26 protein-coding genes, 1 pseudogene and 1 riboswitch are annotated in these 23,116 nt (G+C 47.5%); of the genes and pseudogenes, 12 read left to right on the top strand and 15 right to left on the bottom strand.

Going from position 1 to position 23,116, the window contains the following annotated elements:
* Window positions 1-3 precede the first annotated feature (3 nt).
* Both arsB and B1728_RS29030 read right to left on the bottom strand, forming a co-directional pair.
* Window positions 4-1,059, bottom strand: a complete 1,056-nt coding sequence (gene arsB, locus B1728_RS29025) for an ACR3 family arsenite efflux transporter (protein WP_079913917.1) — start codon at window positions 1,057-1,059, stop codon at window positions 4-6.
* Between the two features lie 16 nt (window positions 1,060-1,075).
* Window positions 1,076-1,399: an ArsR/SmtB family transcription factor gene (locus B1728_RS29030; protein WP_079913989.1), complete on the bottom strand. Its 324-nt coding sequence runs from the start codon at window positions 1,397-1,399 to the stop codon at window positions 1,076-1,078.
* Window positions 1,400-1,610: 211 nt separating this feature from the next.
* Here B1728_RS29030 and B1728_RS29035 point away from each other — a divergent pair.
* The 4 genes and pseudogenes from B1728_RS29035 to B1728_RS29050 form a co-directional block, all read left to right on the top strand.
* Window positions 1,611-1,957: pseudogene (locus B1728_RS29035) on the top strand (MarR family winged helix-turn-helix transcriptional regulator); the annotation flags it as partial.
* Window positions 1,958-2,051: 94 nt separating this feature from the next.
* Window positions 2,052-3,134 (top strand): GerAB/ArcD/ProY family transporter, encoded by a 1,083-nt coding sequence (locus tag B1728_RS29040; protein ID WP_079913990.1) that lies wholly within the window; start codon window positions 2,052-2,054, stop codon window positions 3,132-3,134.
* Between the two features lie 6 nt (window positions 3,135-3,140).
* Window positions 3,141-4,700, top strand: a complete 1,560-nt coding sequence (locus B1728_RS29045; protein WP_079913918.1) for a spore germination protein — start codon at window positions 3,141-3,143, stop codon at window positions 4,698-4,700.
* A complete protein-coding gene (locus tag B1728_RS29050) occupies window positions 4,697-5,851 on the top strand; it encodes a Ger(x)C family spore germination protein (RefSeq protein ID WP_079913919.1) in 1,155 nt (384 codons plus the stop codon). Before B1728_RS29045 ends, B1728_RS29050 begins: the two co-directional genes overlap by 4 nt.
* A gap of 132 nt (window positions 5,852-5,983) precedes the next feature.
* Here the strand turns inward: B1728_RS29050 and B1728_RS29055 are convergent, their stop codons facing one another.
* The gene (locus B1728_RS29055) at window positions 5,984-6,301 is read right to left on the bottom strand and encodes a hypothetical protein (protein WP_079913920.1); all 318 of its coding nucleotides are present in this window, start codon (window positions 6,299-6,301) and stop codon (window positions 5,984-5,986) included.
* A 187-nt stretch (window positions 6,302-6,488) separates the two neighbouring features.
* Here B1728_RS29055 and B1728_RS29060 point away from each other — a divergent pair, with 187 nt between their 5' ends.
* The 4 genes from B1728_RS29060 (at window position 6,489) to B1728_RS29075 (ending at window position 9,181) form a co-directional block, all read left to right on the top strand.
* Window positions 6,489-6,833 (top strand): helix-turn-helix domain-containing protein, encoded by a 345-nt coding sequence (locus tag B1728_RS29060; protein WP_079913921.1) that lies wholly within the window; start codon window positions 6,489-6,491, stop codon window positions 6,831-6,833.
* A gap of 278 nt (window positions 6,834-7,111) precedes the next feature.
* A riboswitch (cyclic di-GMP riboswitch) is annotated at window positions 7,112-7,195 on the top strand.
* A gap of 79 nt (window positions 7,196-7,274) precedes the next feature.
* The gene (locus B1728_RS29065) at window positions 7,275-7,991 is read left to right on the top strand and encodes an EAL domain-containing protein (protein ID WP_079913991.1); all 717 of its coding nucleotides are present in this window, start codon (window positions 7,275-7,277) and stop codon (window positions 7,989-7,991) included.
* A 45-nt stretch (window positions 7,992-8,036) separates the two neighbouring features.
* Window positions 8,037-8,390: a hypothetical protein gene (locus B1728_RS29070; protein ID WP_079913922.1), complete on the top strand. Its 354-nt coding sequence runs from the start codon at window positions 8,037-8,039 to the stop codon at window positions 8,388-8,390.
* Window positions 8,387-9,181 carry a GGDEF domain-containing protein gene (locus tag B1728_RS29075; protein WP_079913923.1) on the top strand — a complete coding sequence of 265 codons (795 nt, stop codon included), beginning with the start codon at window positions 8,387-8,389 and terminating at the stop codon, window positions 9,179-9,181. Before B1728_RS29070 ends, B1728_RS29075 begins: the two co-directional genes overlap by 4 nt.
* 146 nt (window positions 9,182-9,327) lie before the next feature.
* On the opposite strand, the gene B1728_RS29080 is transcribed toward B1728_RS29075, so the two are convergent.
* The 3 genes from B1728_RS29080 to B1728_RS37390 form a co-directional block, all read right to left on the bottom strand.
* Window positions 9,328-9,756, bottom strand: a complete 429-nt coding sequence (locus B1728_RS29080) for a hypothetical protein (RefSeq protein ID WP_079913924.1) — start codon at window positions 9,754-9,756, stop codon at window positions 9,328-9,330.
* 37 nt (window positions 9,757-9,793) lie between these two features.
* Window positions 9,794-10,174 carry a hypothetical protein gene (locus B1728_RS29085; RefSeq protein ID WP_079913925.1) on the bottom strand — a complete coding sequence of 127 codons (381 nt, stop codon included), beginning with the start codon at window positions 10,172-10,174 and terminating at the stop codon, window positions 9,794-9,796.
* A gap of 122 nt (window positions 10,175-10,296) precedes the next feature.
* Window positions 10,297-10,422, bottom strand: coding sequence for a Ger(x)C family spore germination C-terminal domain-containing protein (locus B1728_RS37390; protein WP_368665242.1), 126 nt, complete (start codon window positions 10,420-10,422; stop codon window positions 10,297-10,299).
* Window positions 10,423-10,869: 447 nt separating this feature from the next.
* Between B1728_RS37390 and B1728_RS36560 the strand changes: the two genes are divergently transcribed.
* On the top strand, window positions 10,870-11,118 hold the full coding sequence (locus B1728_RS36560) for a hypothetical protein (RefSeq protein ID WP_218672324.1): 249 nt from the start codon (window positions 10,870-10,872) through the stop codon (window positions 11,116-11,118).
* A 27-nt stretch (window positions 11,119-11,145) separates the two neighbouring features.
* On the opposite strand, the gene B1728_RS29090 is transcribed toward B1728_RS36560, so the two are convergent.
* The 3 genes from B1728_RS29090 to B1728_RS29100 form a co-directional block, all read right to left on the bottom strand.
* On the bottom strand, window positions 11,146-12,381 hold the full coding sequence (locus B1728_RS29090; RefSeq protein ID WP_218672325.1) for a C40 family peptidase: 1,236 nt from the start codon (window positions 12,379-12,381) through the stop codon (window positions 11,146-11,148).
* A gap of 761 nt (window positions 12,382-13,142) precedes the next feature.
* Window positions 13,143-13,550, bottom strand: coding sequence for a DUF6075 family protein (locus B1728_RS29095; RefSeq protein ID WP_079913993.1), 408 nt, complete (start codon window positions 13,548-13,550; stop codon window positions 13,143-13,145).
* 118 nt (window positions 13,551-13,668) lie between these two features.
* Complete coding sequence (locus B1728_RS29100) at window positions 13,669-14,088, bottom strand: sigma factor-like helix-turn-helix DNA-binding protein (protein WP_079913926.1); 420 nt, start codon at window positions 14,086-14,088, stop codon at window positions 13,669-13,671.
* A 710-nt stretch (window positions 14,089-14,798) separates the two neighbouring features.
* Here B1728_RS29100 and B1728_RS29105 point away from each other — a divergent pair.
* The gene (locus B1728_RS29105; protein ID WP_079913927.1) at window positions 14,799-15,341 is read left to right on the top strand and encodes an RNA polymerase sigma factor; all 543 of its coding nucleotides are present in this window, start codon (window positions 14,799-14,801) and stop codon (window positions 15,339-15,341) included.
* Window positions 15,342-15,686: 345 nt separating this feature from the next.
* On the opposite strand, the gene B1728_RS29110 is transcribed toward B1728_RS29105, so the two are convergent.
* On the bottom strand, window positions 15,687-16,295 hold the full coding sequence (locus B1728_RS29110; RefSeq protein ID WP_256865553.1) for an ATP-binding protein: 609 nt from the start codon (window positions 16,293-16,295) through the stop codon (window positions 15,687-15,689).
* Between the two features lie 73 nt (window positions 16,296-16,368).
* On the opposite strand from B1728_RS29110, the gene B1728_RS29115 reads away from it, so the two are divergent.
* Window positions 16,369-16,917, top strand: coding sequence for a GGDEF domain-containing protein (locus tag B1728_RS29115; protein ID WP_179136250.1), 549 nt, complete (start codon window positions 16,369-16,371; stop codon window positions 16,915-16,917).
* 190 nt (window positions 16,918-17,107) lie between these two features.
* Here the strand turns inward: B1728_RS29115 and B1728_RS29120 are convergent, their stop codons facing one another.
* The 4 genes from B1728_RS29120 to B1728_RS29135 are packed head-to-tail and all read right to left on the bottom strand — an operon-like array spanning window position 17,108 to window position 21,091.
* Window positions 17,108-18,208: a GerAB/ArcD/ProY family transporter gene (locus tag B1728_RS29120; RefSeq protein WP_079913929.1), complete on the bottom strand. Its 1,101-nt coding sequence runs from the start codon at window positions 18,206-18,208 to the stop codon at window positions 17,108-17,110.
* A gap of 3 nt (window positions 18,209-18,211) precedes the next feature.
* Window positions 18,212-18,460 (bottom strand): hypothetical protein, encoded by a 249-nt coding sequence (locus B1728_RS29125; protein ID WP_079913994.1) that lies wholly within the window; start codon window positions 18,458-18,460, stop codon window positions 18,212-18,214.
* Between the two features lie 10 nt (window positions 18,461-18,470).
* Window positions 18,471-19,658 (bottom strand): Ger(x)C family spore germination protein, encoded by a 1,188-nt coding sequence (locus B1728_RS29130; protein ID WP_256865554.1) that lies wholly within the window; start codon window positions 19,656-19,658, stop codon window positions 18,471-18,473.
* The gene (locus B1728_RS29135; RefSeq protein ID WP_256865555.1) at window positions 19,655-21,091 is read right to left on the bottom strand and encodes a spore germination protein; all 1,437 of its coding nucleotides are present in this window, start codon (window positions 21,089-21,091) and stop codon (window positions 19,655-19,657) included. Before B1728_RS29135 ends, B1728_RS29130 begins: the two co-directional genes overlap by 4 nt.
* On the opposite strand from B1728_RS29135, the gene B1728_RS37030 reads away from it, so the two are divergent.
* Entirely contained in the window at window positions 20,978-21,322 is a 345-nt protein-coding gene (locus tag B1728_RS37030) for a hypothetical protein (protein ID WP_256865568.1), read from the top strand. The genes B1728_RS29135 and B1728_RS37030 overlap by 114 nt on opposite strands.
* Window positions 21,323-21,366: 44 nt before the next feature.
* Here B1728_RS37030 and B1728_RS29140 read toward each other — a convergent pair whose 3' ends face one another.
* Window positions 21,367-23,091, bottom strand: coding sequence for a methyl-accepting chemotaxis protein (locus tag B1728_RS29140; protein ID WP_079913930.1), 1,725 nt, complete (start codon window positions 23,089-23,091; stop codon window positions 21,367-21,369).
* Between the last annotated feature and the right edge of the window lie 25 nt (window positions 23,092-23,116).

A 23,116-nucleotide genomic window follows, 5' to 3' on the forward strand; every position in this document is an offset into this window, starting at 1 on the left:
ATATTAAGCTGCTTGCTTTGAAAAATACTTCCGCTGGAATCGGAGCGCGACGTTGACTAAGGCAATCATCACGGGGACTTCCACAAGAGGACCGATGACGGCCGCAAATGCTGCGCCGGAATGAATACCAAACACCCCGACGGCAACGGCAATCGCCAGCTCGAAGTTATTCCCCGAGGCAGTAAATGCCAGTGTAGAAGTCACCGGATAACCAGCCCCTGCTTTTTTGCCCATGAAAAACGAGATCAAGAACATGACGACAAAGTAAATCAAAAGCGGAATCGCGATCCTCACGACATCGAACGGCAATTGGATAATCATTTCGCCTTTCAGCGAGAACATGACGATGATCGTAAACAATAACGCGATCAGCGTAATGGGGCTGATTTTCGGAATAAAGACCGTTTCGTACCAGGACTGTCCTTTTGCTTTTACAAGAGAATAGCGAGTAATCATTCCTGCCAAAAACGGTATCCCTAAATAAATGAACACACTCTTGGCAACTTCTACCATCGTAATGTCAACAACGACGCCTTCCAACCCGAACCATCCCGGCAAAATCGTAATAAAGATATAGCTGTAGACGGAATAAAACAAAACTTGAAAGATCGAGTTGAAAGCAACGAGTCCCGCCGCGTACTCGGCATCCCCTCTGCACAAATCGTTCCAAACGATGACCATTGCAATACAACGGGCTAAACCGATCATAATCAGGCCGACCATATATTCCGGATAGCCTTGGAGGAAAATAATAGCCAGGAAAAACATTAAGATCGGGCCAATGAGCCAGTTTTGAATCAATGAAATGGTTAACACTTTGCCATTTCGGAAGACACGGCCAATTTCTTCGTATCGTACCTTCGCCAGCGGCGGATACATCATTAAAATGAGGCCAAGTGCAATCGGTATCGATGTGGTTCCAACTTGAAATTCATTCAAGCCGGCGACAAAGTTAGGAAATACGTAACCCAAGCCAATTCCTATCGCCATCGCAACAAAAATCCATAACGTCAAATAGCGATCCAGAAATGAGAGTCGCTTTCTCTCTTGTTTACTCACTTGCTGTACACCCCCTTTACTCGCATGTAACCGTCATTCCTTGTTGCTCCAAATTCCGCAGCTCCTCGGATAGATCAGGCAAGTGGGACAGAGCATAACCAATTTCCTCTAACCGCTTCTCATTGATGGAGTAGAACACCCATTGCCCCTTTCTCGTTTCGCGGACCAGTTCCACCGTTTTTAGACGGCTTACATGTTTGGAAATAGCTGGCTGGGAAATGTTAAAGATGGGAACCAGTTCACACACGCAGCAATCGCGAACACGGAGCAAAGAAAGGATTTTCAGCCTTGTCGGATCGGCAAGAGCTTTCAGAATATCTGCTATTTTTTCAAATTCCATTGGCATTCTTATCACCACCAAACTTAAAACCTTATAACCATATTGTTATTTATGTATGATAAAAAGTCAATATGGAAAATGATACTTTTATATTCCCTCTACAATAGCCTGTCTAAGACAAACCCTTTCCGGAGTACTTATTTTTTTGCAATGCAAGCAAATTATTACTTGCAAATGACTGTTGTATAACTGATTCATGAGGTGAAGCACCGTGGAAAATGTACGCGAATTATTTCAAATCATGACTCGTCGCTTTGGCTTTCTGGATAAAACTGCTGTTCTGCCGGTGGCTGCGACATCTCCTTTATTCAAAGCCATATTCTTTACGAAATTGATCGCCAGCACAAGCCTTCCATCCAGCAAGTAGCAGAGGCATTAGGGACCGATATCACGACATTCAGCCGACAAGTCTCAGTCGTTAATCAAGATGAAATTAGTAAAAAAACGCCCGATCCCGATGACCGGCGGGTGAATCTGCTTTCCTTAACGACAGAAGGAAAATATGTTGCGGCGTCGATTGACCAGCAAATGAATGACTATTTAAACGAAATCTTCTCATTTGGTTTTGTTCACGTTTTTTTGTTGTCAGACATGTTGTTTTAGCAAGGGGAAATTTGGAAAGCATAAGAAGAGGTTCATTCGGAAAGTGGTGATGGATATCGCACCGGCCAATCATAAAATATCGTTGCTTCAAGGATACATGCTGATCCTGATGGCGATCGGGATTCTGAACCACGTGATTATTATCCCGCTTTTGCTGACTGCTTCCAAAAGAGATGCCTGGGTAACCGTTTTAGCCGTTTTGGCAGTATCGCAAGTCTGGATCGCCTGTTTATCCTATATTCTTAAAAACATGAATGGGACGCCGGTCAAAACCTGGCTGTATCGTCATTTCGGCAAACTTCCGGCAAACGGTATGCTTATTTTAATCACGTTGTATCTGTTCGCAATGGGCGCCATTTCACTCAAAGACACCATCACCTGGACGATTGCCTCCTATTTGCCACAGACACCGGCTTTTGCGTTGGTGCTGGCGGGAGTCGCGTGCAATCTTTTGGCAGCGTATGCCGGGTTGCGAGTAATTGCAATCGTCACAGGCATTTTGCTCCCGGTTGTGATCGTGCTCGGTGATTTTGTGATGACAGCAAATTACAAGTACAAGGATTACAGCCTGCTGTTTCCAGTCATCGAATTTGGGTGGGAGCCTGTATGGAAAGGCGTTATATATGCCGCGGGAGGGCTACTGGAGTTAATCTGCATTCTCTTTTATCAGGAGCATTTAACCAAACGACCTCGATTCGGCACTCTCATGTTCGTGAATGTGCTGCTGGCCGGTTTGATTCTGGGACCGCTGATGGGTTCCATCGCCGTGTTTGGACCTGCTGAGGCGGCAAATCAGCGTTACCCTGCTTTTGAGCAATGGCGTTTGGTTCAACTCGGGCAATATATCTCGCACCTTGATTTCTTCTCCATCTACCAGTGGCTTTCCGGCACGTTTGTTCGTGTCTCGCTGGCTCTGTTTATTATGGTTGACATTTGGAAACCGGACAAGCGACTGCCATGGTTCATCTTTTTCGGCGCACTGATGATTGCTTCCGTTGTTCTGCCCGTCAGCGATGCCCGGTTCCTTGCTTTTCTTGGAAACGTGTTTTTTCCGGCGTCCGTTTACGCTGCTCTGGGCTTGACGGCTTTGTTTGTCGCGAAAATCTGGATTTCCAATAGAATGAGAAGGTGAATCCCTATGCTCAAAAGGTGGTTGAGACCGTTTGTTTTCAAAAAATCTGCAGGATCGATCGCCGACTCTTTTCGGCCATCCCCTTCAACTTCCGAACTGCCATCCATTGAAATCATCGATGCTTCAGCTATTTTAAAATTGTTCAATAGATGCGCCGATGTCAAGCATCATACCTACACCTTGAACGCACGAGAGGAACGTTCAACCGTGCTGTTCGTCTTCTGCGAAGGGATGAGCGATAGCCAACATATGATTCATGAGGTAGTGCTTCCCCGGTTGCAACGTTTCTATGAGACATACGGCTTTACAGACGCGGGCATGCTTCAAACGGCGAGTCAGCTTCAACTGGAACGTCTGCCGGATGTGAATTGGCAACGGAAAGCAACGCAACAAGTCTTTGATGGCAAATTGCTCATGTATATTCCTGCGCTTCGGATTATCTGTTCCGTTGACATTGCCAAGCTGCCGGCGAGAAAACCGGAAGAATCCAACGTCGAAGTCTCCGTTCGGGGAGCCAAAGATTGTTTTGTGGAAGAGTTGGCCACAAATGCCGCGCTTGTCCGCAAACGGATTAAATCGCCTTCGTTAGCCTATGAGCAAATCGTTCTTGGCGAACGTACCCAAACCCGGATCGGATTGATGTATATGTATGATATTGCCGATCCAAAGGTCTTACAGGAAGTGAAACAGCGCCTGCAAAAGATAACCATTGACGGGGTATTCAGTGCTACGGAACTTGAAGAAATGATCGAACCGACATGGGCGCTATTTCCGCTTATGGCGTATACCGGAAGACCAGACTTTACCGTCAATTGTTTGATGAACGGAAGATTTGTTATATTGGTGGACGGAACGCCGGCAGCGCTCATAGGCCCCGCCAACTTAATGCTCCTGATCAAAACGCCGGAAGACATCCACTTTACAGCGTTATCCTCAACGTTCGGACAGATGTTGCGGTTGTTAGGTTTTTTCGTGTCGCTCATGCTTCCGGCATTTTGGCTCTGCCTGCTTTCTTATCATCAAGACCAACTTCCGTTTTATTTGCTTGCGACGCTGACTGTGAATCGTCTCGGAATCCCTTTATCCACCGGCCTGGAGATGTTTCTTGCGCTCATTTTTCTTGAAATGTTGCGCGAGGCCGGCGTTCACCTTCCTTCCTCTATCGGTTCGACACTTACCGTTGTAGGAGGCTTAATCTTGGGCGATACAGCCATTCGAGCCGGAATTTTGTCGCCCGGAATCGTGATCATCGGCGCGATCACGCATGTATTCGGCGCAACACTTACCAATCAGGCGTTAGGAGGTGCGGTGAGCATACTGAGAATCATACTGTTTATATTTTCTTGCATATTCGGTTTATACGGTTTTTTTCTCGGCGTATTTTTGTTGCTGGTTTTGCTGGCGTCTCTTCAGTCTTTCGGGGTCCCGTATCTGGCTCCGATGTCACCTCCGTATTTCAGAGACTTGCCGCATGCATTGTTTCGGTTACCAATGGCATGGAAGCGAAAGCGTCCGAAGATGCTTCATCCGATTGACGATACGAACCAGGGAGAACAGTCAAAATGAAAGGCGTGAAATTAACAGGAATCTTGATTGTTCTGCTCGTTATCACGACCGGTTGCTGGAATATGAAGGAAATTCAAAATATCAGTTATGTAACGGCTATCGGGTTTGATTATGACGACGGAAAGTACATTGTGTATTTGCAACTGATTGATTTTTCCAGCGTCGCCAAGCTGGAAGGCCAGCAAAAAGCAAAAGAAGCGCCTGTATGGGTGGGGAAAGGAACGGGCGCATCGTTTACGGAAGCGGTAAACCATTTATATGAGACGTCGCAACAAAGAGTGTTTTGGGGGCATGTTTCCGCGCTCGTGTTCAGCGAACCTATTTTGAAACAGAACAAATTTCAGGATGTAATGGATTTGCTGAACCGTTACAGGGAAATCCGCTATTTGGTTTGGGTTTTTAGTACCAAAGAATCAATTGAAAATATTTTCAACTCGACTCCTTTCTTTAATGAGTCCCCGATGATGTCCATTTTGCATAGCCCGGAGGAACCGTATCGGCAACGGTCGATCATCCCGCCAATCAGGCTGTATCAATTTGTTATGACGCTGAAAGAAGCTGCGCGCATGACTTACTTGCCTTCTCTGCGTATCGAGAAGAATCAGTGGGAAGTTAGCAGAAAAACGCATCCATTGTTGGAATATGCAGGTATAACCGTGTTTTGGAACAATCGGTACCATGGAGAATTGGATCCGGACGATTTGCATGGATTGCCCTGGCTGCATAAAAAAACAGTTCGCGTGCCGCTTTCTCTCGAACGCGGAAAATCGTTAGCGGCTGTATTGGTTATGGAGAAGCCAAAAGTGCGCATCAAGCCGTCGGTTCAAGATCTTCGCGTTTATTTTGACGTCGAGCTAACGATAAAGGCAGGCATTAACGAGATGCATCAGGAAATGTCCAAAAAAGAATTGATCGACCTGGCCGAACGAAAGATTGAAGAACAAATCCGCCATACTTACCGGAAAGGCTTTGAGCGAAAGGTCGATGTTTATAATCTCGGCGAGTCGTTGTTTCGACGCGATCCCACGGTATGGCACCGGATTGAAGACGAAAATCATTTTGTGCTGCATGAGGATTCTTTACGAAACATACGAATCCATGTTCAACTGACCAATACGGGGAGGTACAAGTTAAAGCCCAGTCAAGCCTAGATGTTGAAAATTCCGATTTTCAAATGATGGATTCGCGGCGCGATTGATACATCCGATCAATCGCGCTTCCACGTCGGCAGCAATGCCGTAACCATTTTACATCCATCAAGCTTTCTCTCTGAAGACAACCTCCTATTCCATTTCGGACAATTCCGTATCGGATTCCATCCATAGCAGCTCCTTGAACAAAAAAGCAACAAACTCTTCTTCAAGTCCCATGTCCCAAGCTGTCGCTATACATTCGAGCAGTTGTTCCTTGCTGAGCAGCCTCGTGGCAACCCTTCCCCTTATTTCTCGCATTCCATTCTCAGTCTGTTGACTTACGCTTTCCAATAATCGAGTCAGTCTTGTAATCTCCTTGGAAAGCTGGACCACTTGATTATGGCTCAAGCCGATTTCCTGCCGTTTCCCAAACAATACAGTCTGCGCAGCGATCATGACATGATGCATGACTTCTGACTCCTTTTTATCGAAAATATTGGCTTAAAGGAATTTGTGACAAAATAAGCTCTTTGGAAAATTATATCGCAAAGATTTTAAAGGTACAATCAATTGAATGGACTGTAGTTTAAGAGTACTCCATCCCTCCGACTGCTTTGACTACACTTTACTATAGAGAGGGGTTGTGAGGGACATTATGTCTACCTTTGCACAAATAGTCGGAGCAAAAATTCGCCTATACCGCATGGAGCAAAATTTGACTCAGGAACAACTAGCCGAATCGATCGGCATGGCCGCGACATATCTTGGTCAGATTGAACGCGGCGAAAAAAACGTCAAACTTCAGACAATTGAAAAAATTGCTTTGGCATTACATATGAGCGTATACGATTTATTCAGCGACGAGAAAGAGGCCAATTTGCAACAAAAAAAATGGTTATGGGCCAGCATTCTCTTATTGCTCAAACACAACGATGCCAAACAGCGACAAGCGTATCGTATTTTACGGGAACTGTTGGAACCGGCAACCGAAGATTCGTAAAAAGTGATTCAAGCTATGAAAAAAGCAAGCGGTTGGGACGATCTGAACCAACCGCTTGCTGCTTATTTACCGCGATTCTCTATGTTAAATGACAAGTCTTTACCTATTTTTTGGATAAATACGGTTTCTTAGGAACACCCGTTTGGAAGGAGTTGGCGCTTTTTGCGCGAATTATTGGGTATAAAGAAGGATTTTGTCGTAAATGATCCAACTTCATTCAAAAGGGGGAGGTTCTATTCGTAGGTCCTCAGGCTGATCCCTTTCTTTCAGGATCATAAAAAACGAAACGGCAAACCCATTGAAAAATGGGGGCGCAAAACTTCAGGCCTAAGGATGATATCTATGGTAGCTGGGTTGCCGAAATTATTGCTTCCGAGCTCAAAGCTGCCCCAAATCGGGGTGGCTTCTTATTTTGATTCTCCAGCAAAGGGAGTAGCCTCGATGCCGAATATTGAACAATTAATAGTACAAAACGATTTTTATCATGTGTTCCAGCCCATCTTGGGGTTTCCCGAAAAGAGAATCCTTGGTTACGAGGCCCTCATTCGCAGTAACTCCAACATGAATCCGGATCTTTTATTTCAGCGCGCCATGGAGCAGAACAAGTTGTTCGAAGTCGATTCTTTTTCAATTTTCCAGGCGATTTCAGCCTACTTTGAATTTCCGGGCTCACGTGAACATAACCTGTTGTTTATTAACATTTTCCCTTCAACTTTGGTCTCGCCTTTATTTATCGACTTACTCGACTCCCTTGCCGAGCGATTCGAGCTATATAGAAACCAAATCGTATTTGAGATTAACGAGTCCATTTATGAGGGCCTCTTATGGAAAAGCGCTTCTTTCAGAGATGCCATCCGATTGCTGCGTGAACTGAATTTCCTGATAGCCCTGGACGATGTAGGAGATGGAACAACTTCTTTTCGAAATATTGTGGACGTCTCGCCTGATTTTATCAAAATCGACCGATTCTTTGCTTCTGACTTGAGTACATCCAGGAAAAAACAAAAAGTTGTCGCACTGTTTGCCGAGTACTGCAATGACGAGGCCAATCTGATCCTGGAAGGAATCGAAAAAGACGAGGATTTGGATACCGCTTTGTCTTTGGGTATCAAGATGGGACAAGGCTATTTATTCGGAAAACCGAATCGGTTAACGTAAACGGTTGAACGTGAAGTCTCACCCGAACATGAAGGAGTAATCAGGATGCAGGATAAACTGAACTATTTCCGCAAAGCAACGCTCTCTTTAAAAATTTCAGAGTTTGAAGTTCCACCCATGCAGGATTTGTTGATCATCGGGAAAAAAGCCCCGATCGGGCCGGAAGCGGTAAAGCGAATGGCGCAGGCGCTATCGCCGGAACAATTTACAATCGTGAAATTGGACCATGCCAAAATTGAAGCGGTCTTGATTCGGAACTCCATTCTTCAAATGTTGGACGAACGTTTGCTGATGCAAATCATAATGGAAGAAGCGGACCGGTTGATCAGCGACACCATGGTCCTTCGTTCCGAACAGAAAATTTCGGTGTCCGTTCAGCGGGAGGTGGAGTTGTCATGAAGGTGGCGGAATTCATGTCGTCCCCGGTCTACACAGTTTCATCGGAACGAGGCGTCCAGTTCGTCTCCGACATGATGAATGAACTTAAAATTGGTTCGCTGGTCGTCACAGATCATGGATCAATCGTAGGGATCATTACGTCTCGGGATATCCGATCCTCCCACCCCAATCGCATTGCGGCAGATGCGATGACCCCAAACCCGATCAGCATTTCGCCTGACCAGTTTGCTTGGGAAGCGCTGGAATCGATGGAGCGGCATCGCATTGAACGACTTCTTGTCGTTTATGAAGATCAGGTACTCGGGATCGTGACCCGCGAGAAACTTCAAATCAAACTGAACCAGCTCGTTGACCCTCTAACGGGACTGTACCGCGCACCCTATATTCAACAGATCGGCGAACATTTTCTGAACCGTCGCCAACATTTCCGTTTGCTCTTTATTGATCTCAATAACTTCGGTGAAATCAACAAATTGCATGGGCATCCGGTAGGGGACGACTTTCTTGTCGAGTTCTCCAATCGCTTGCGTACAATAACCAACGAACAGGATTATGTATGCAGGTATGCAGGGGATGAGTTTATTGTGATTACATGCCGGAATGAGAACGATGCCATGCAATTAGAGGCGGCCCTGTCCCAACCCGTCGTCATTCAAAACGTTACATTATCGGCATCGGTGGGAATCATAAACGGCTATCTCGTGCCTGACTTTTTCTCGCTGTCTTTTCGAGAACTGATCAGCAGAGCCAGTCTTCTATCCACTTCTTTGAAGCAAAAATCTTTTGCATGATAGAAAACCTGACTTTTTGCTAAACTTGAGAGCGGTAAAAAGCGTCAAGCATTCTGACACGCTTTTTAAGCGTGAACAGAAGGTTGGCGCTATTCTTTTGAAACGGATGTTTATCATATCAGAACGCGTCCAACTGTCCCCGCGATTCAATCCTGCATATTTTTCTTCTCCCATCGTCTTCTGATCCAGGCCACAACGAGTAGCTCCGCAGGAATGCATACCAATACCATTAACGCCGAAAGAAAGATGGAAGTGGACAAAGCATGCGTCAACTCCTGCAGGTTGGGCGCGACCCAAATGCTCATTAAGAGCAGCAGGAAGCCGATGGCAGGCTCATCCACTGAGCGGCAACCATAGCCGTCACATAAGAGATAACACATATTTTTACAAATGCACCCAACACCCAAATAGCCAAAAATCGATTCCAGATGGGTAAAGAAATCGGCCAGGTTGATGTATCTGGCGACTATCAGGAAAGGGATAGGTATAATTTCCGTTAGACCCCCCAATAGCAACAGCGTAACCGGATTGGACGGCACAAGCGTCACGATGACGGCTAGCAAAGTCATCGCCATACTTTTTTCACTTTTTCCGCACGGTTTGCAAATGTAATTAAAACGACACGGTCAGAAATTCGCTGAACCATGCTTGCAAAACAACCGCACCGGAGAGGGAAATAGCCGTCGGAGTAACCGCCAAATACATCATTTTCCGATTTGCGGGGTGGATTTTTTCCCTTTTTCCAACACCATTCACCCGCTCCTTAGCAAGGTGAGCTTCTCCAACAAGTTTACCAGCGGTTCCATCCATCCACTGCGTAGGATCCGGCATTTGGGGATCGAGAACAAGCAAGATTGCCAATATCGCCCCCAATCCGGTCAGGACACCATAAGCCGTCTTCTCCCTCTTGGTATAAGACGGCATGGCGCGCCAATCATGCAAAATCATTAAAGCGAGCGCCGCGGCAACGCACAACAATCCCTCCCATAACATGATTCCATCATCACCTCTGCTCAGGCTTGAATATGCTTTTGTTGGTCATGCCGGGACGGACAACTTTGACCTTAGCTTGTATGTTGACTTCCAAATGGGAATAAAGATTGTCCCAGCGGTCCTTATATCGACCACTCCCTCGGGTACTTCCGATAGAAGGCATCCGCGAAATTGTAAATATTCGCTTTCATTTCTATTTGCGTCCGTTCCAGCGCCATTTGAACGCTGCGTATGAAATCGTCTTCCAGTTATGGCGGTAACCCTCCTTTCGTGGGTCTGGTATTCATAATCGGACGCAGCATGGCGCGGCGGAGATTGTAAAGAATCATTAGATTCAAGTTACTACGGCTGCCCTCTTGCTCACCTCAACTGACTTCTCAGCGACTCTCGGTGAATACACGACAGGTCTACCCCTCGAGCCAGCATATCGCGGTAAGCGACAAATAGCCCTATATATGCTCGTGCACTCATGGTTTTCGGGCTTACAAAACTTGGGGAACGAATAAATGAAGAAGGGCTTCATTCTATTAGCACCTTTCTTTAAGAGAATATGCAAATTTTGGAATCTGTCAATATTTTTAGAACGGTGCTATGTAAGGGGCAACAAGGTGATTTCATATTTGCACCAACTCGAATGGCTCGTTAGGGAATAGATTCCAGAAGTAATTCCAAAGAGCGTAAAGTTTTTTGCGCTGGTGCAGCCAGAGAAAGTGTTCGGGCAAATCTCGCTTCGCAAAATGGAACAAGGCGCGGATGCGGTCAAAGCGCCGATACAGCCTTCCTCGTTCAGTACCATGGAAGAAGCGCGCGGGTCGCTCGGTTTAAGGAGGGGACAAACGGCCCTCGGGGGCAGTGAACCCACGTCCAGACTGAGCGAGTCGAATCATTGCGTTAAACGCAGTCTTTTCTTTGAGATTTCTTCGATAGAAGCTTATTTTTATTAGGAATGGGGAAGAAAACTCTTCAGAACATCAATTAGCGTTTGAAAGATGCGGTCTACCAAACAGTACTTGTTTATCCGAATCGAACACCCCGCGATAAACCACCTGCCCGCGACTTGAGGAAGCATCTACAACTTTGCCATCACCCGCATAAATCCCAACGTGAGTAATATCCATAAATCTACCATTACGCTCGTAGCTCCAAAACACAAGGTCACCCGGAACCAACTCCGCCGCGCTTACGGTCAGGCTATTCTCCACACAAAACCTGGCCTGCTCCGCTGCGGTTCGCGGCAAGCTAATGCCTAGCTGACGATAAACCCATTGGACGAGATAGCTGCAATCCGTAAAGTGGTCCTGTCCAGCCTTCGGTTGGCTGTACGGATCGCCTAGACGAGTCAGCGCCAACTTGACGGCCTCACTGCCCAATTCGCCATCGGGCAACTGCTGGTGAACCAAATCAAGCTGCTCCGGCGTCAAGCCAATATCCGCATCTTTTCCAAGTATTGCATACATGAGCGGGCGGAACTCCTCGGACAGCATCTCCTTCATAAATTCCATCTGTTCATTTGTAAAGCGGTATATATCTGCCTGTTGCTCCGCAGTACGGCTAGTGACGGTAATATGCAAAATGCGCTCATATCGGGTAATCGTCTCTTCGCTGCTGCTTCCGTCCTCATGTTCTGTCGTAACCGTTTCCTTATGTTCTATCGTTTCAACACGAGATTCCAGCGAATTCATATCCCAAAACACCGATCGAATGATACCGATTCTTGTTGCATCAAGCGTGGCCACATCCATTCCGTTTTCCACATCCGTGACGGTCTTCACGGCAAAGACGGCGATAATGTCCATCCAGTTATCGATTCGCGTATTGTCCGCGCTGCCGGGATAATGATATTCCACCCGGTCTACATTGCCAGCGGATTGCTGTAACTCTACCAGTCGGGCGGCAAATTCAGCGTCCAGCTCTTGAACGATTTGGGAAAGCGGCTTGACATCGGCATCCGTATTTTCACCGGACACAAAGATACCGAACGGAGAGGAAATGACAGCGGCTATCACCATAACAATGCATAGAACTACAATTACCGAACCGCTGAATCCCAAAAGCGCCGTCAATCCCTTGACAAGCAAGGCGGCGGCTCTTTCAACCATTTTAACGATAAGACGATTCAATCTCGCGGCAGCTCGCGCGGTCTGGATGGATCGACGAGCAGACACCACCATCTGCGCAGCCCGCTGAGCTTCCTTGACGGCATTCATTCTCCCTTCAGTTTGAGCATCTGAAGGATTGTTAGCGTGCTCTAGCCGATGCCCATTTTTTGTAAATGGCGATAACGTCTTGAAATTTCGTACCTTCCGTTTGATCGTATAATCTGATTGTTTTGATATAGCAGAGGGGACTCGGGTTAACGGTTTCACGCGTCCATTTGCTGAACGAGATACCGCGGCGGAGAATGTTTCCTTCTTCCCGACTGGTTTTGGATGTCCGATATTCCGTTTTTGCATCCGTTCAGAAAAGCTGCCTGTTCGAGAACGATGCAGAAGCCGGGTATTGACCCGGCTCCGTATAAATCGTTGTTTTCCTGAATGCGAACCAGAAGACAAGACGTATTTTACATCAACCGGCTTACGAAGACGTATGCTACGGGCAGGTCGCGGTGTACGCGAAATCGATGACTCCGTATGAACATTAATCGGGCTCTGACTTGTGACAGAATCACCATCTGGCAACGGCCGCCTTTTTAGAATGTGCCGAATCAATCTCTTGTTGATATGCAGACTCATCCCCATTTGGGCACGTATCGTTTTTTTCGTAGCCGCTGCGGAATGGCGCTGCGCATATTCAACTGGAGACTGGGAAGTCGTCTTGTCATGATCAACTTGCCGCTTGGCACGAGCGCTTGAACGGCTTACACGATGCAACACGTTTGGGAATTTGTCCAAACGTTTGATGTCTTTCACAACATTCCTCGTTTTAATTTCCTTCATCGTCCCATTCCACTCCCGTCGCTGGCAGCCATTCAGCGAATTTGTTCGGCCAACCGTTTGATCGTTCTCTCGTGACTTCGGCAATATTCGGGATAACGAAGACGAATCGCTTCAAAAAAGTAGGGGGTATAGCTGCAATCGAATAATTCGTGGGGAGTGGAGTACCGTTCGCCCACTGCTTCGGTCCATCCGTTCCACAAATTAAAGGCGAGCCGGCATACGCGAATGGAATTGCCCGTCTGCCAAGGGGCCGAAAGGCCTTCAGGCTTAATGCCGCCATTAGAAAAATCAAACAAATCGCGGATATGACTTCTGGTTTCTCGGGAAATGCCCAATGTATAGAACAGTGCTCGGTGATAGCCGTCGCTGCATTTCCTTTCATCCAGCATCTGAACATAAAACCTCTCGTGTTCATCATCTCGAAACCGAATCGGATGCATCGTCACATACCCCTTTCGTGGAGAATGCAGCGGCTGGTTGCAACCAGCCGCTGTCTGAACATGGTCCTCTATATAACCGTTCATTTTGGCAGGAAAATCGGACCCTCCGACGAAACGATTACATGTTTTTCAGCAAGTATTCCATTTGTTTCAAGCCTCTTTGGATCGATTTACGAACCGCCCGCTCATCGACATGCTCGGCTTTGGCAATATCGACTTTTCTCATGCCCAGGAAATAATGGGCGTAAATCCGCCTGGCAGATTTCTCCGGCAAAAGGCACATAGCTTCATAAAGTTGCTGCCGTGAAAGTTTGCGCTCGTAAACCTCCTCCGGTGAAAACGAAAGAAATAAAACTTGCTGCTCAATCCCGTCGTTGCGATCCAGCGAATAATAGGCCCGATGGCGATACGTTCGCAGCCTGTAGGCGCTTTCTTCCAAGTCAAAGCGGCGGATTTCATGGGCAACTTCTTCATCCACATCAACCCATACATCGGACTTAAAAAAAGGATACATATCCCGCAAATTCATCTTTTTCATTCATGTCCCTCCATTTTGGTTTGTTGGCAAACCAAAACAGAGGGGGGTGAACGACAACCAGCGCTTCCTTTCAAGCGTTTGTGAACTATCTCAACAAAACAAAAAAGACCCTGCCGCAGAGCATTCCAACGCTCCGCTGCGGCTAAGTCTAAAAATGATGGTGATAATGACCGTAGAACAGACACATAAAAAGATTCCGGCTCGACATTATAGGCAACTGGGGGCACATAATATCAGCTCCGTTCTCACATGGCAACACCACTGCGAGAAGAAAGGCCTGTCTGTTTTTATGTTGGTGCTGTCATACGTTTTTTTGTCCGGACGCTCCTTTTCATCCAGAACTTAGCCAGTTATAGGTCATTTGTTCGATAACAGGACTTCCACTAATCGACGTTTTAGGAGCATCATCTCCCGTCTATTAGGTCTCATTGCCCTCAAATATAATGTTGCTTGAAAAACACAGAATCACCTAAATATTGAACGATTTTGCGATTGGTGTAATTTCAAGTCGATTGATGTGAGAGTTTACGAGAGAAAGATTACTACTGAACTCTCCCAAATTAAGCCTTTGGAAGCAGTATTTAAGTCACTTATTATGGTAAAATATAGGTGTGTGCATCAAACAAATTAGTTATTTCGTATGAGATTGAAGGAGGGATAAGGATACCTAAACGTGGTTAACATTCATTCGTAGAGGAGGTTTCGATGAAATGCATGAGTTGAAAAGTAATGAGGAATTTTCGGAAGAAATATGCCGCAGACATTTTAATCAAGTTTATAAGTACTGCAAAAATCTGTTAAAGGGACAACCTGATGATTTGGCAGAGGAATGCACGCAGAATACGTTTTTGCAAGCGCATACACAAGCATCGAAATTAAAAGTTCACCCAAATATTGTAGGCTGGCTGTATACAACCTCCCGGAATCAAGTAAACGCGGCATATAGGAAACAATACCGGAAAAGAAAATACGAATTTATTTTGAGTGGAGAGTTGTCAAGCAAACTTGTTTCCGACAACCGCGAACTGGATGAAATATTGATTTCAATTCTTAACATTGACTCCTTGGTGGAAACCGTGTTAAGTAAGCTCAACAATTTTGAAGCCAAATTATATACAGAATATTTTAAGAATCAGTTATCGATATCCCAGCTTGCTGAAAAATACAATCTTTCACAGACTGCTATCACAACCCGAATTTACAGATTAAAGCGAAAGATTAGAGCCATTGCTCACTATACACTGTCAGCATGAATATTCTGTGCGCCTGAACCGCGAAATAGTGCAAGCCCCATGTTAATTATTTAAAGCCACTCTGGCGACGTCTGAGGGGTATACCTCTTTTTCGTTTAACTCACAGTGGCTGCACTAGCAATTCAAAACTTTTCGAGAAGGGACTTCTGACCCTTCTGCATGAAGCAGGTGCTGCAGAGGCATCCATCACCTTCTTGGGTTGGCCCTGTGTACAGCAGGCGCCATTTTTGTTTTGCAAACCGCATTCATAGCCGGAAAAGCTCCAGCAGTGTAATTGAGTGCTATTTCTCCAAGATGTATTATGGTCAGCCGCACTTTCACGGAATCAGGAATATTTAGGATATTTTAAACTCCCGTGCTGGCCGGCAATTGAACGATTACGCTTGTGCCGGCATCCGAGCTTTCGATATTCAAGGTTCCCCCCATTTTTTCGATCATAGCATAACTGAAACTAAGCCCGAATCCGATAGCGTCCGGTTTACTTGTAACAAACGGTGTGATGATTCGGGGCTGCAAATCTTTTGGAATTCCTGCACCTTGATCGCGAACAATGATTTGGATATGATTGTCGGTAATGTGCGTGCGAAGCGTTAAGACAGAACCTGGGGGACTTGCATCTAAGGCGTTGTCAATGATTTCTTGCAGCGCGGCTCGCTTCTGATGAGGCGGAGAGGCAGCAAATTGCAGAACGGAAACATGATCTTTCAAACTTTTTTCCAGAAGTTGAAGCGTCCCTTTGATTACCGCTAAAGGATTTAAAATGATATTGGCTGTGCCCGCCGCCATATGCCCAATCGTTTCCCTTCTTTCTTTCTCGCATTGAATTTGCACGTACTGTTGAAAATCTTGGATATCGGCCATTAGAACAAAACATTCCCCTTTTAACTGAGGGTATACATAGGCGATCATGGATCGCACTTTGCCATCTAATAACAATCCCCACTGTTGTTCCATGATCCGTTACGACCAGAGAACCGCGTCGAGGGATATCCGATCTTCCCATCCCAATCGCATTGTGGCCGACGCGATGACCCCAGACCCGATCAGCATTTCGCCTGACCAATTTGCTTGGGACGCAATAGAAACGATGGAACGGAACCATATTGAACGCCTTCTTGTCATTCATGAAGATCAAGTAATCGGAATCGTGACCCGAGAGACGCTTCAGATCAAACTGAACCAAATCGTTGACCCTCTAACGGGACTGTACCGTGCACCTTATATCCAACATATCGGCGAACATTTTCTGAACCGTTGCCAACATTTCCGTTTACTCTTTATTGATCTCAATAACTTTGGTGAAATCAACAAATTGTATGGACATCCAGTAGGGGACGATTTTCTTGTCGAGTTCTCCAACCGCTTGCGTACATTAACAAACGAACAGGATTATGTCTACAGGTATGCGGGGGATGAGTTTATTGTGATTACGTGCCGGAATGAGAACGATGCCTTGCAATTAGAAGTTGCCCTGTCCCACCCCGTCGTCATTCAAAACGTTACGTTGTCCGCATCGGCGGGAGTCATAAACGGCTTTCTCGTTCCCGACTTTTTTCGCTGCCTTTTCGAGAACTGATAAGCAGAGCGAGTCTTTTATCCACTTCTTTGAAACAGAAATCTGTTGTATGATGGGGAAATCGACTTTTCGCCAAACTTGAGAGCGGTAAAAAGCGTGAAGCATTCTGACACGCGTCCTAAGCGTAAATAGAAGGTTATTTTAAAACGGATGTTCATCCGATCAGAACGTGTCCGACTGTCTTCGCGGTTCAATCCTGCATATTTTTCTTCTTCCATTGTTTTCTGATCCAGGCCACACCGAGCAGCGCCGCGGGAATGCAAACCAATACCGTCAATGCCGAAAAAATGATCGAAGTCGATAACGCATGCGTCAACTCCTGCAGATTGGGCGCGACCCATACGCTCATTAACAGCAGTAAGAAGCCGACAGGGAATACGATTGGCTTGTATTCACGAAGGTTCATCCATTGAGCGGCGCCCATGGCCGTCACATAAAAGAAAACACATATTTTAACAAATGCGCCCAACACCCAAATAGCCATAAAAAGTGACTCCAGATGGGTAAAGAAATCGGCCAGGTTGATGTATCTGGCGACAATCAGGAAAGGATAGATATAATTTCCCGTTAGATCCCCCAATAGCAGCAGCGTAACCAGGTTGGATGACACAAGCGTCACAATGACGGCCAGCAAAGTTATCGCCATGCTTTTTTTCACTTTATCCGCACGGTTTGCAAATGGAATTAAAAACGACACGGTCAGAAATTCGCTGAACCATGCTTGCAAAACAACCGAACCTGAGAGGGAAGGCCCGATACCTTCTCCCATGATCGGCAGCATCTTCAGAATATGAAGATCCGGAAACAAGGGGATGATCAGAAGCAGAAAGAGCAGCGCAAAAACAGGGATAAATACATCGGCAAATCTTGCGATGATTTCCACGCCGCTGCGAACAACAATGGCACAAACGAACACCATGCTTCCGGATACAACCAGCAACGGCGTTTGAACAAGAAACGCTCCGACTACAAATTCGCCGTATTCCCGAACGATAATGCCGCTTAAATACAAATAGTACAACAGTATAACCAACCCGAACACTTTACCCAGCATTCGACCTAATATACGTTTGCTTGACTGGACGAGATTCTCGCCTGGAAACAATGTTTGAAACCCTAACGCAATACCAATCGCGATCAAGCCGCTGAATGCCCACATCGGAGATATCCACAAATCCTGCTTGGCAAATTGATACGTAATCGACTGCGTGCTTAAAATAGCCGTCGGAGTAATCGCCAAATAGATCATTTTTCCGATTTGCGGGGCGGATATTTTTCCTTTTTCAATCATGTTTCACCCGTTCCTTCGTACGGTAAACTTCTCCATCAAGTCGACCAACGGTTTGTAGATAACATCCAGCCATTGCGTAGGGCCCGGCATTTGGGGATCGATCACAAGCAAGATCGCCAAAATCGCACCCAGTCCGGTCAGGGCGCAATAAGCCATCTTCTCCCGCTTCGTATAAGACGGCATGGAGCGCCAATCATGCAAAACCATCAAAGTAAGCACCGCGGCAACGCCCAGCAGTTTCCTCCAAATCAAGATCATATCATCACCTCTGCGCCGGCTTGAATATGCTTCTGTTGGTCATGCCGGGGCGGACAACCTTGACTTTCGCCTGTACGTTGACTTGCAGATGGGAATAAATTTCGTCCCAGCGATCCTTGTTTCGGTTCCACTCCTTCGGATACTTCCGGTAAAAAGCATCCGCAAAATTGAAAATATCGGCTTTCATCTCTTTTTGCGCCCGTTCTAGCGCCATTTGAATGCGGCGTTTAATATCGTCTTCCAGCTCGCGCTCCAATTCGCTGATATGGTCCGGCACGGACAGATCCAGTTCCGACGTGTTTTCAACGATGTCATCCTGGGTTTCGATTCGAACCGTCAGGCTCCATTCTCCTCCTCCTTTAAGGTGCGGGATCAGATCCGTACGGCTTCTCAGCAATTGTAGCGACACGAGTCCCTTGCTCTCGCCTGGGGAAACGGTAACCGTCGCTTTTTTCACTTCGTTTCTCAACCACATGATTCCGCGTGTCTCGGCATCGTTCATGCGGCCGATCATCTTTCCATTTTTCAGAACCGCCGTGCCTTTAATGAATGCGAACGCTGTTTGCTTTCCATCGCCAGGCTTGATTTCGACCCATGGGATGACGGCGGATCTGGATCTGCCCGCCATCATCTCCGCCAATTCTTTCAACGTAATATTCAGACCTGTTTCATTTTCAGCCATTTTACGCAGAGCATGCGAAACCGAGCGTTCAATCGGCGGATCGATTTCCAGTACTTCCTTGGCAGGACTTTGGCTGACGAAAACATTGGCCCGCTCCCTCGGAATCGGATGCCTCGTCAAAAATTCCAAAGGTTCGGCGAGCCCTTCTTTCGCCAGCCGCTGACCGAATACGAACACCTCGTCCTGGCCCCAAAACACTTTGCGGCTTAACACCTGCTGCAAATGGGATGCCGCATCGGCCATCGATAACCCACGGGAGGAACGAACAACCGATTTGCCGGAACCTCCGCCGACGTCTGAAGATACGCTGCCCGATTGATCGGAGGATGATGGCGATACCAAATATTGCTTGACGGAAAGCTCCAGTTTCCGATCTTCCGTCAGGTCCAATCCGCCGGCCGTAAGAATCGCCAAATCGTTTACTTCGGTTCGGTCCCAACATCCGGACAGCAGCACCGCCGAGGCAATCAGCCCCCCCATAAACGTCCTCTTTGCGCTCAGCTTCGTCAATCTCCTGTCTCCCCTTTATGCGGGCCCGGGCGTTGACCACGGGGCTGCCTTCTGGGATTCCACGCCCCCGTCATGTGGGGACGTTTGGTCATGAGCCAGCGCGGAGCGCGCCAGAGTACATCGTTCAGGCTGCGCCACTGCATCGGGGCCAGGGGGGCCATATACGGAGCGCCGAACGAACGCAGTTTGAACAGGTGATTCAGAATGAGAATGCCTCCCATAATCAATCCCAGCAGCCCAAGAAAGCCGGCAAGCACCATCATGGGGAACCGCAGCAGCCTGATGGCAATGCCGACGGTAAAACGGGGGGCCATAAACGACGCGACGCCCGTAATGGCCACGACCATCACCATCGGCGCAGAAACGATACCCGCTGCAATGGCCGCCTGACCGATGACCAGCGCTCCGACAATACTGACGGCGGTGCCGATTTGCTTCGGCAGCCGCGCACCGGCTTCGCGCAGCGCTTCAAACATGGATTCCATCAACAATGCCTCGATAATGGCGGGAAACGGGATTTGTTCCCGGGATCTTGCCATTGTAATCAACAAAGCGTTCGGTATCATTTCCTGATGGTAAGTAATAACCGCAACGTAAAAGGACGGCCCTAACAAAGAGATCAAAAAGAAGAAATAGCGCAGCCAGCGTATTGCGGTACCTACAACAAACCGCTCGTAATAATCTTCCGGCGACTGCAACAAGGAGTAAAAGGTGATCGGCGCGATTAGCACGCTGGGCGTTCCGTCGATCAACACGACGACATGTCCTTCGAGCAAATAAGCGCTTGCCACATCCGGCCTTTCGGTGGAAAGCAATTGCGGGAACGGGGAGAACGGGTTGTCCTCGATCAGTTCTTCGATGTACACGCTCTCCAAAATGCCGTCGATCTCGATTCGTTGCAGACGGTTCGTCATTTCTTCCACCAAAGCAGGGGCTGCAACCCCCTCCAAGTAGGCGAGCGCAATCTGCGTGCTCGTATAAGTCCCCATGCTCATCGTGACGATTTTGAGATGGGGAGTTCGGATTTTACGCCGCAACAAAGCCGTATTGGTGCGAAGCGACTCGATGAACCCTTCCCGCGGCCCTCGTAACACCGATTCGGCAGACGGCTCGTCGATGGCCCGTTTTTCCCATTTCGGCAATCCGATCGCCAGTCCCTGGTGTTCACGTTCCATCAGCAATACGGGATTACCGCCGGATATTTCTTCAAGCACCTTGGCAATCGTATCCACCGGCTTTATCGAGGAGACGGCAATTTTTCCGCGAATGTCTGCCAGCGTGCCATCCATAGGGAAATCCTGTTGCAACGGAGCGAGCACATGTTGATCCACTTCTTCGATATGAGCCAGACCGTCGATGTAAACGAGCACAGCCTCCATGCGATTGCCTATGCAGAACTCGTGAAAAATCACGTCAGAACAACGAGTATACAAGCGCTGAAGCGCCTGAACATTCTCGGCCAGATTTGCGGAAAGAACCTGATCGAGTTGCCGATTTTCTTCCTGATGAGCAAAGCGATCGGTCTCGCGCTGATTGGAACGCGGGCGGCGGCTCCAAAATCCGTTCGATTTCCCCATGGCGATCCCCTCATGTTTCATTTCCATTTTATTGTTGACAATTTACCCCCTTTTTATTCAGTGTCGGGGAGGGGGCGCACACATTAAAAAAATCCCGATCTCCGTTCGGGTGAGGGGATCGGGACTTGCACTCATACTTTGAACTTGCCGACTAACGTTTTCAGGGAATCGGACATTTCGCCAAGCTGGCGAGCGGTTTGCAGCATTTCCTGACTCGTGGCCGCCTGCTCCTCGGTCATGGCCGCAACCTCTTCGGTGAACGAGGCGGTTTCTTCCGTAATTTTCGTAATTTCCCGAATGGAACCTTCAATCGCTTTGCTGCCGGCGGACATCTGTCCCACAGAAGCGGCAACCTCCATAACTTGAACGCTCAAGTTGTCCACTTCGTTCATGATGGCCCGGAACGACTCGCTGGCCTTCATCATGGCCTGAACGCCATCCTTGACGCCATGGCTGTTCTCATTTACTTTCTGGACGAGTCCGTTGATGCCGTTCAACATCACTTCGATGGTTTCATGGATCTCGCGGCTCGAATGCGCAGCCTGGTCCGCCAGCTTGCGGATTTCTCCGGCGACGACGGCAAACCCGCGGCCTTGTTCCCCGGCGCGCGCCGCTTCGATGGCGGCATTCAGCGACAACAGATTGGTTTGATTGGAGACGTCCTGAATATATCCGACCACTTCCCGAATCTTTACAGACAACGATGCCAGTTCCGCGGCGGAAGCCTGAATTTCGGAAAACGTTTCTTCGATCTGGCCGATTTTTTCCGCATTTGCCTGCATTTCGCCGGCATTCTCCGTCGCGACGGACTGCGCCCGCTTGGCAAGTCCGGAGACGTCGGTTGTCGTGACGGCAACCTGCTCCAGTCCCGATACCGTCTCCTGCAAAATCGCCGACATCTCCTCCGTCTGGGATACTTGCTGCTCCGCTCCCTGCGCAACGCGTTGAACAGATTCAGAGATTTGATCGGCGGCTTTGTAACTCTCTTCTGCGCCAACCTTCAACATGGATGAGGAGCGTTCCAGTTCCTGCGTCTTCCCTTGAATATCGGCGATCATACTCTGAAGACTGGATAACAGCAAGTTGGTTTGATCGGCCAAATCCTTCGTTTCGTCCTTGGTTTTCACTGTAATTCGTTTCGTCAAATCGCCGCCGGAGGAGGCAATTTCTGCAATGGCGTTCCCGACTTTGCGTACGTTCCTGGCCGTCAATGCGCCGGTGAAGTAAGACGAGATGACCGAAACGATAAGTACCAGCAACAGAGAGCCGTATAGCTGCAAGCGGAGTTGACCGTTTTTCTTTTCGAGCGCCGACACCCGATTCAACGTAAGCTGTTTTTCGATGGAACGGAACGACGAAAGCTGCTCGCGCAGGGCATCCATATCCTGCTTTCCCGGATCGTCCTGGAAAAACTGCTGGATTCCCTTGTTATCATTGGCCTTTTTCAAGGCAATTACTTTCTCGCCGGCCGTTTGAATCCAATGTTCCACGTTTTTTTGAATGGCTTTCAAGTTGTCCTGCTGGCTTGGATTGTCGGCAACAAGCTGGAAAAGGGCGTCAAAGTGCTTTTGCCAATTGGATTTGCCGTTGTTGTACGGGTCCAAATATTTGTTTTCTCCGGTTATAATAAAACCTCGTTGGCCGGTTTCCATATCCACCAAATCCTTCTCAATGGATTGGGCCAGACTATGTACTTGCATATCATGATCCGTAATGAACCTCGTTTCCTTCTGGAAAGAGGATAATTGCCGGGTTACGCTAAGAATGGCGAAGACAAAAAAAATGACGACGACCAGAAAACCGAGGCCGATTTTATTTTGAATGCGGTTTAGACGGATGGGTACAGTTTTCATCATTGAGTTCTCCTTGTTGTAGGTTGAA

This window comes from Paenibacillus sp. 32352, assembly GCF_002042965.1.
Lineage (GTDB): Bacteria > Bacillota > Bacilli > Paenibacillales > NBRC-103111 > Paenibacillus_S > Paenibacillus_S vulneris.

Excerpts from the sequence above, each read along its gene's own strand:
- B1728_RS29040 (WP_079913990.1), top strand. The coding sequence starts at position 2,052 with ATGGATATCGCACCGGCCAATCATAAAATATCGTTGCTTCAAGGATAC.
- B1728_RS29050 (WP_079913919.1), top strand. The coding sequence starts at position 4,697 with ATGAAAGGCGTGAAATTAACAGGAATCTTGATTGTTCTGCTCGTTATC.
- B1728_RS29065 (WP_079913991.1), top strand. The coding sequence starts at position 7,275 with ATGCCGAATATTGAACAATTAATAGTACAAAACGATTTTTATCATGTG.
- B1728_RS29085 (WP_079913925.1), bottom strand. The coding sequence starts at position 10,174 with ATGTTATGGGAGGGATTGTTGTGCGTTGCCGCGGCGCTCGCTTTAATG.
- B1728_RS29030 (WP_079913989.1), bottom strand. The coding sequence starts at position 1,399 with ATGGAATTTGAAAAAATAGCAGATATTCTGAAAGCTCTTGCCGATCCG.
- B1728_RS29080 (WP_079913924.1), bottom strand. The coding sequence starts at position 9,756 with ATGGCGATGACTTTGCTAGCCGTCATCGTGACGCTTGTGCCGTCCAAT.
- B1728_RS29140 (WP_079913930.1), bottom strand. The coding sequence starts at position 23,091 with ATGATGAAAACTGTACCCATCCGTCTAAACCGCATTCAAAATAAAATC.
- B1728_RS29115 (WP_179136250.1), top strand. The coding sequence starts at position 16,369 with ATGACCCCAGACCCGATCAGCATTTCGCCTGACCAATTTGCTTGGGAC.
- B1728_RS29120 (WP_079913929.1), bottom strand. The coding sequence starts at position 18,208 with ATGATTGAAAAAGGAAAAATATCCGCCCCGCAAATCGGAAAAATGATC.
- B1728_RS29095 (WP_079913993.1), bottom strand. The coding sequence starts at position 13,550 with ATGCATCCGATTCGGTTTCGAGATGATGAACACGAGAGGTTTTATGTT.
- B1728_RS29045 (WP_079913918.1), top strand. The coding sequence starts at position 3,141 with ATGCTCAAAAGGTGGTTGAGACCGTTTGTTTTCAAAAAATCTGCAGGA.
- B1728_RS29110 (WP_256865553.1), bottom strand. The coding sequence starts at position 16,295 with ATGGAACAACAGTGGGGATTGTTATTAGATGGCAAAGTGCGATCCATG.
- B1728_RS29070 (WP_079913922.1), top strand. The coding sequence starts at position 8,037 with ATGCAGGATAAACTGAACTATTTCCGCAAAGCAACGCTCTCTTTAAAA.
- B1728_RS29100 (WP_079913926.1), bottom strand. The coding sequence starts at position 14,088 with ATGAAAAAGATGAATTTGCGGGATATGTATCCTTTTTTTAAGTCCGAT.
- B1728_RS37030 (WP_256865568.1), top strand. The coding sequence starts at position 20,978 with ATGTTGATCCACTTCTTCGATATGAGCCAGACCGTCGATGTAAACGAG.
- B1728_RS29075 (WP_079913923.1), top strand. The coding sequence starts at position 8,387 with ATGAAGGTGGCGGAATTCATGTCGTCCCCGGTCTACACAGTTTCATCG.
- B1728_RS29090 (WP_218672325.1), bottom strand. The coding sequence starts at position 12,381 with ATGAATGCCGTCAAGGAAGCTCAGCGGGCTGCGCAGATGGTGGTGTCT.
- B1728_RS29060 (WP_079913921.1), top strand. The coding sequence starts at position 6,489 with ATGTCTACCTTTGCACAAATAGTCGGAGCAAAAATTCGCCTATACCGC.
- B1728_RS29105 (WP_079913927.1), top strand. The coding sequence starts at position 14,799 with ATGCATGAGTTGAAAAGTAATGAGGAATTTTCGGAAGAAATATGCCGC.
- B1728_RS29055 (WP_079913920.1), bottom strand. The coding sequence starts at position 6,301 with ATGCATCATGTCATGATCGCTGCGCAGACTGTATTGTTTGGGAAACGG.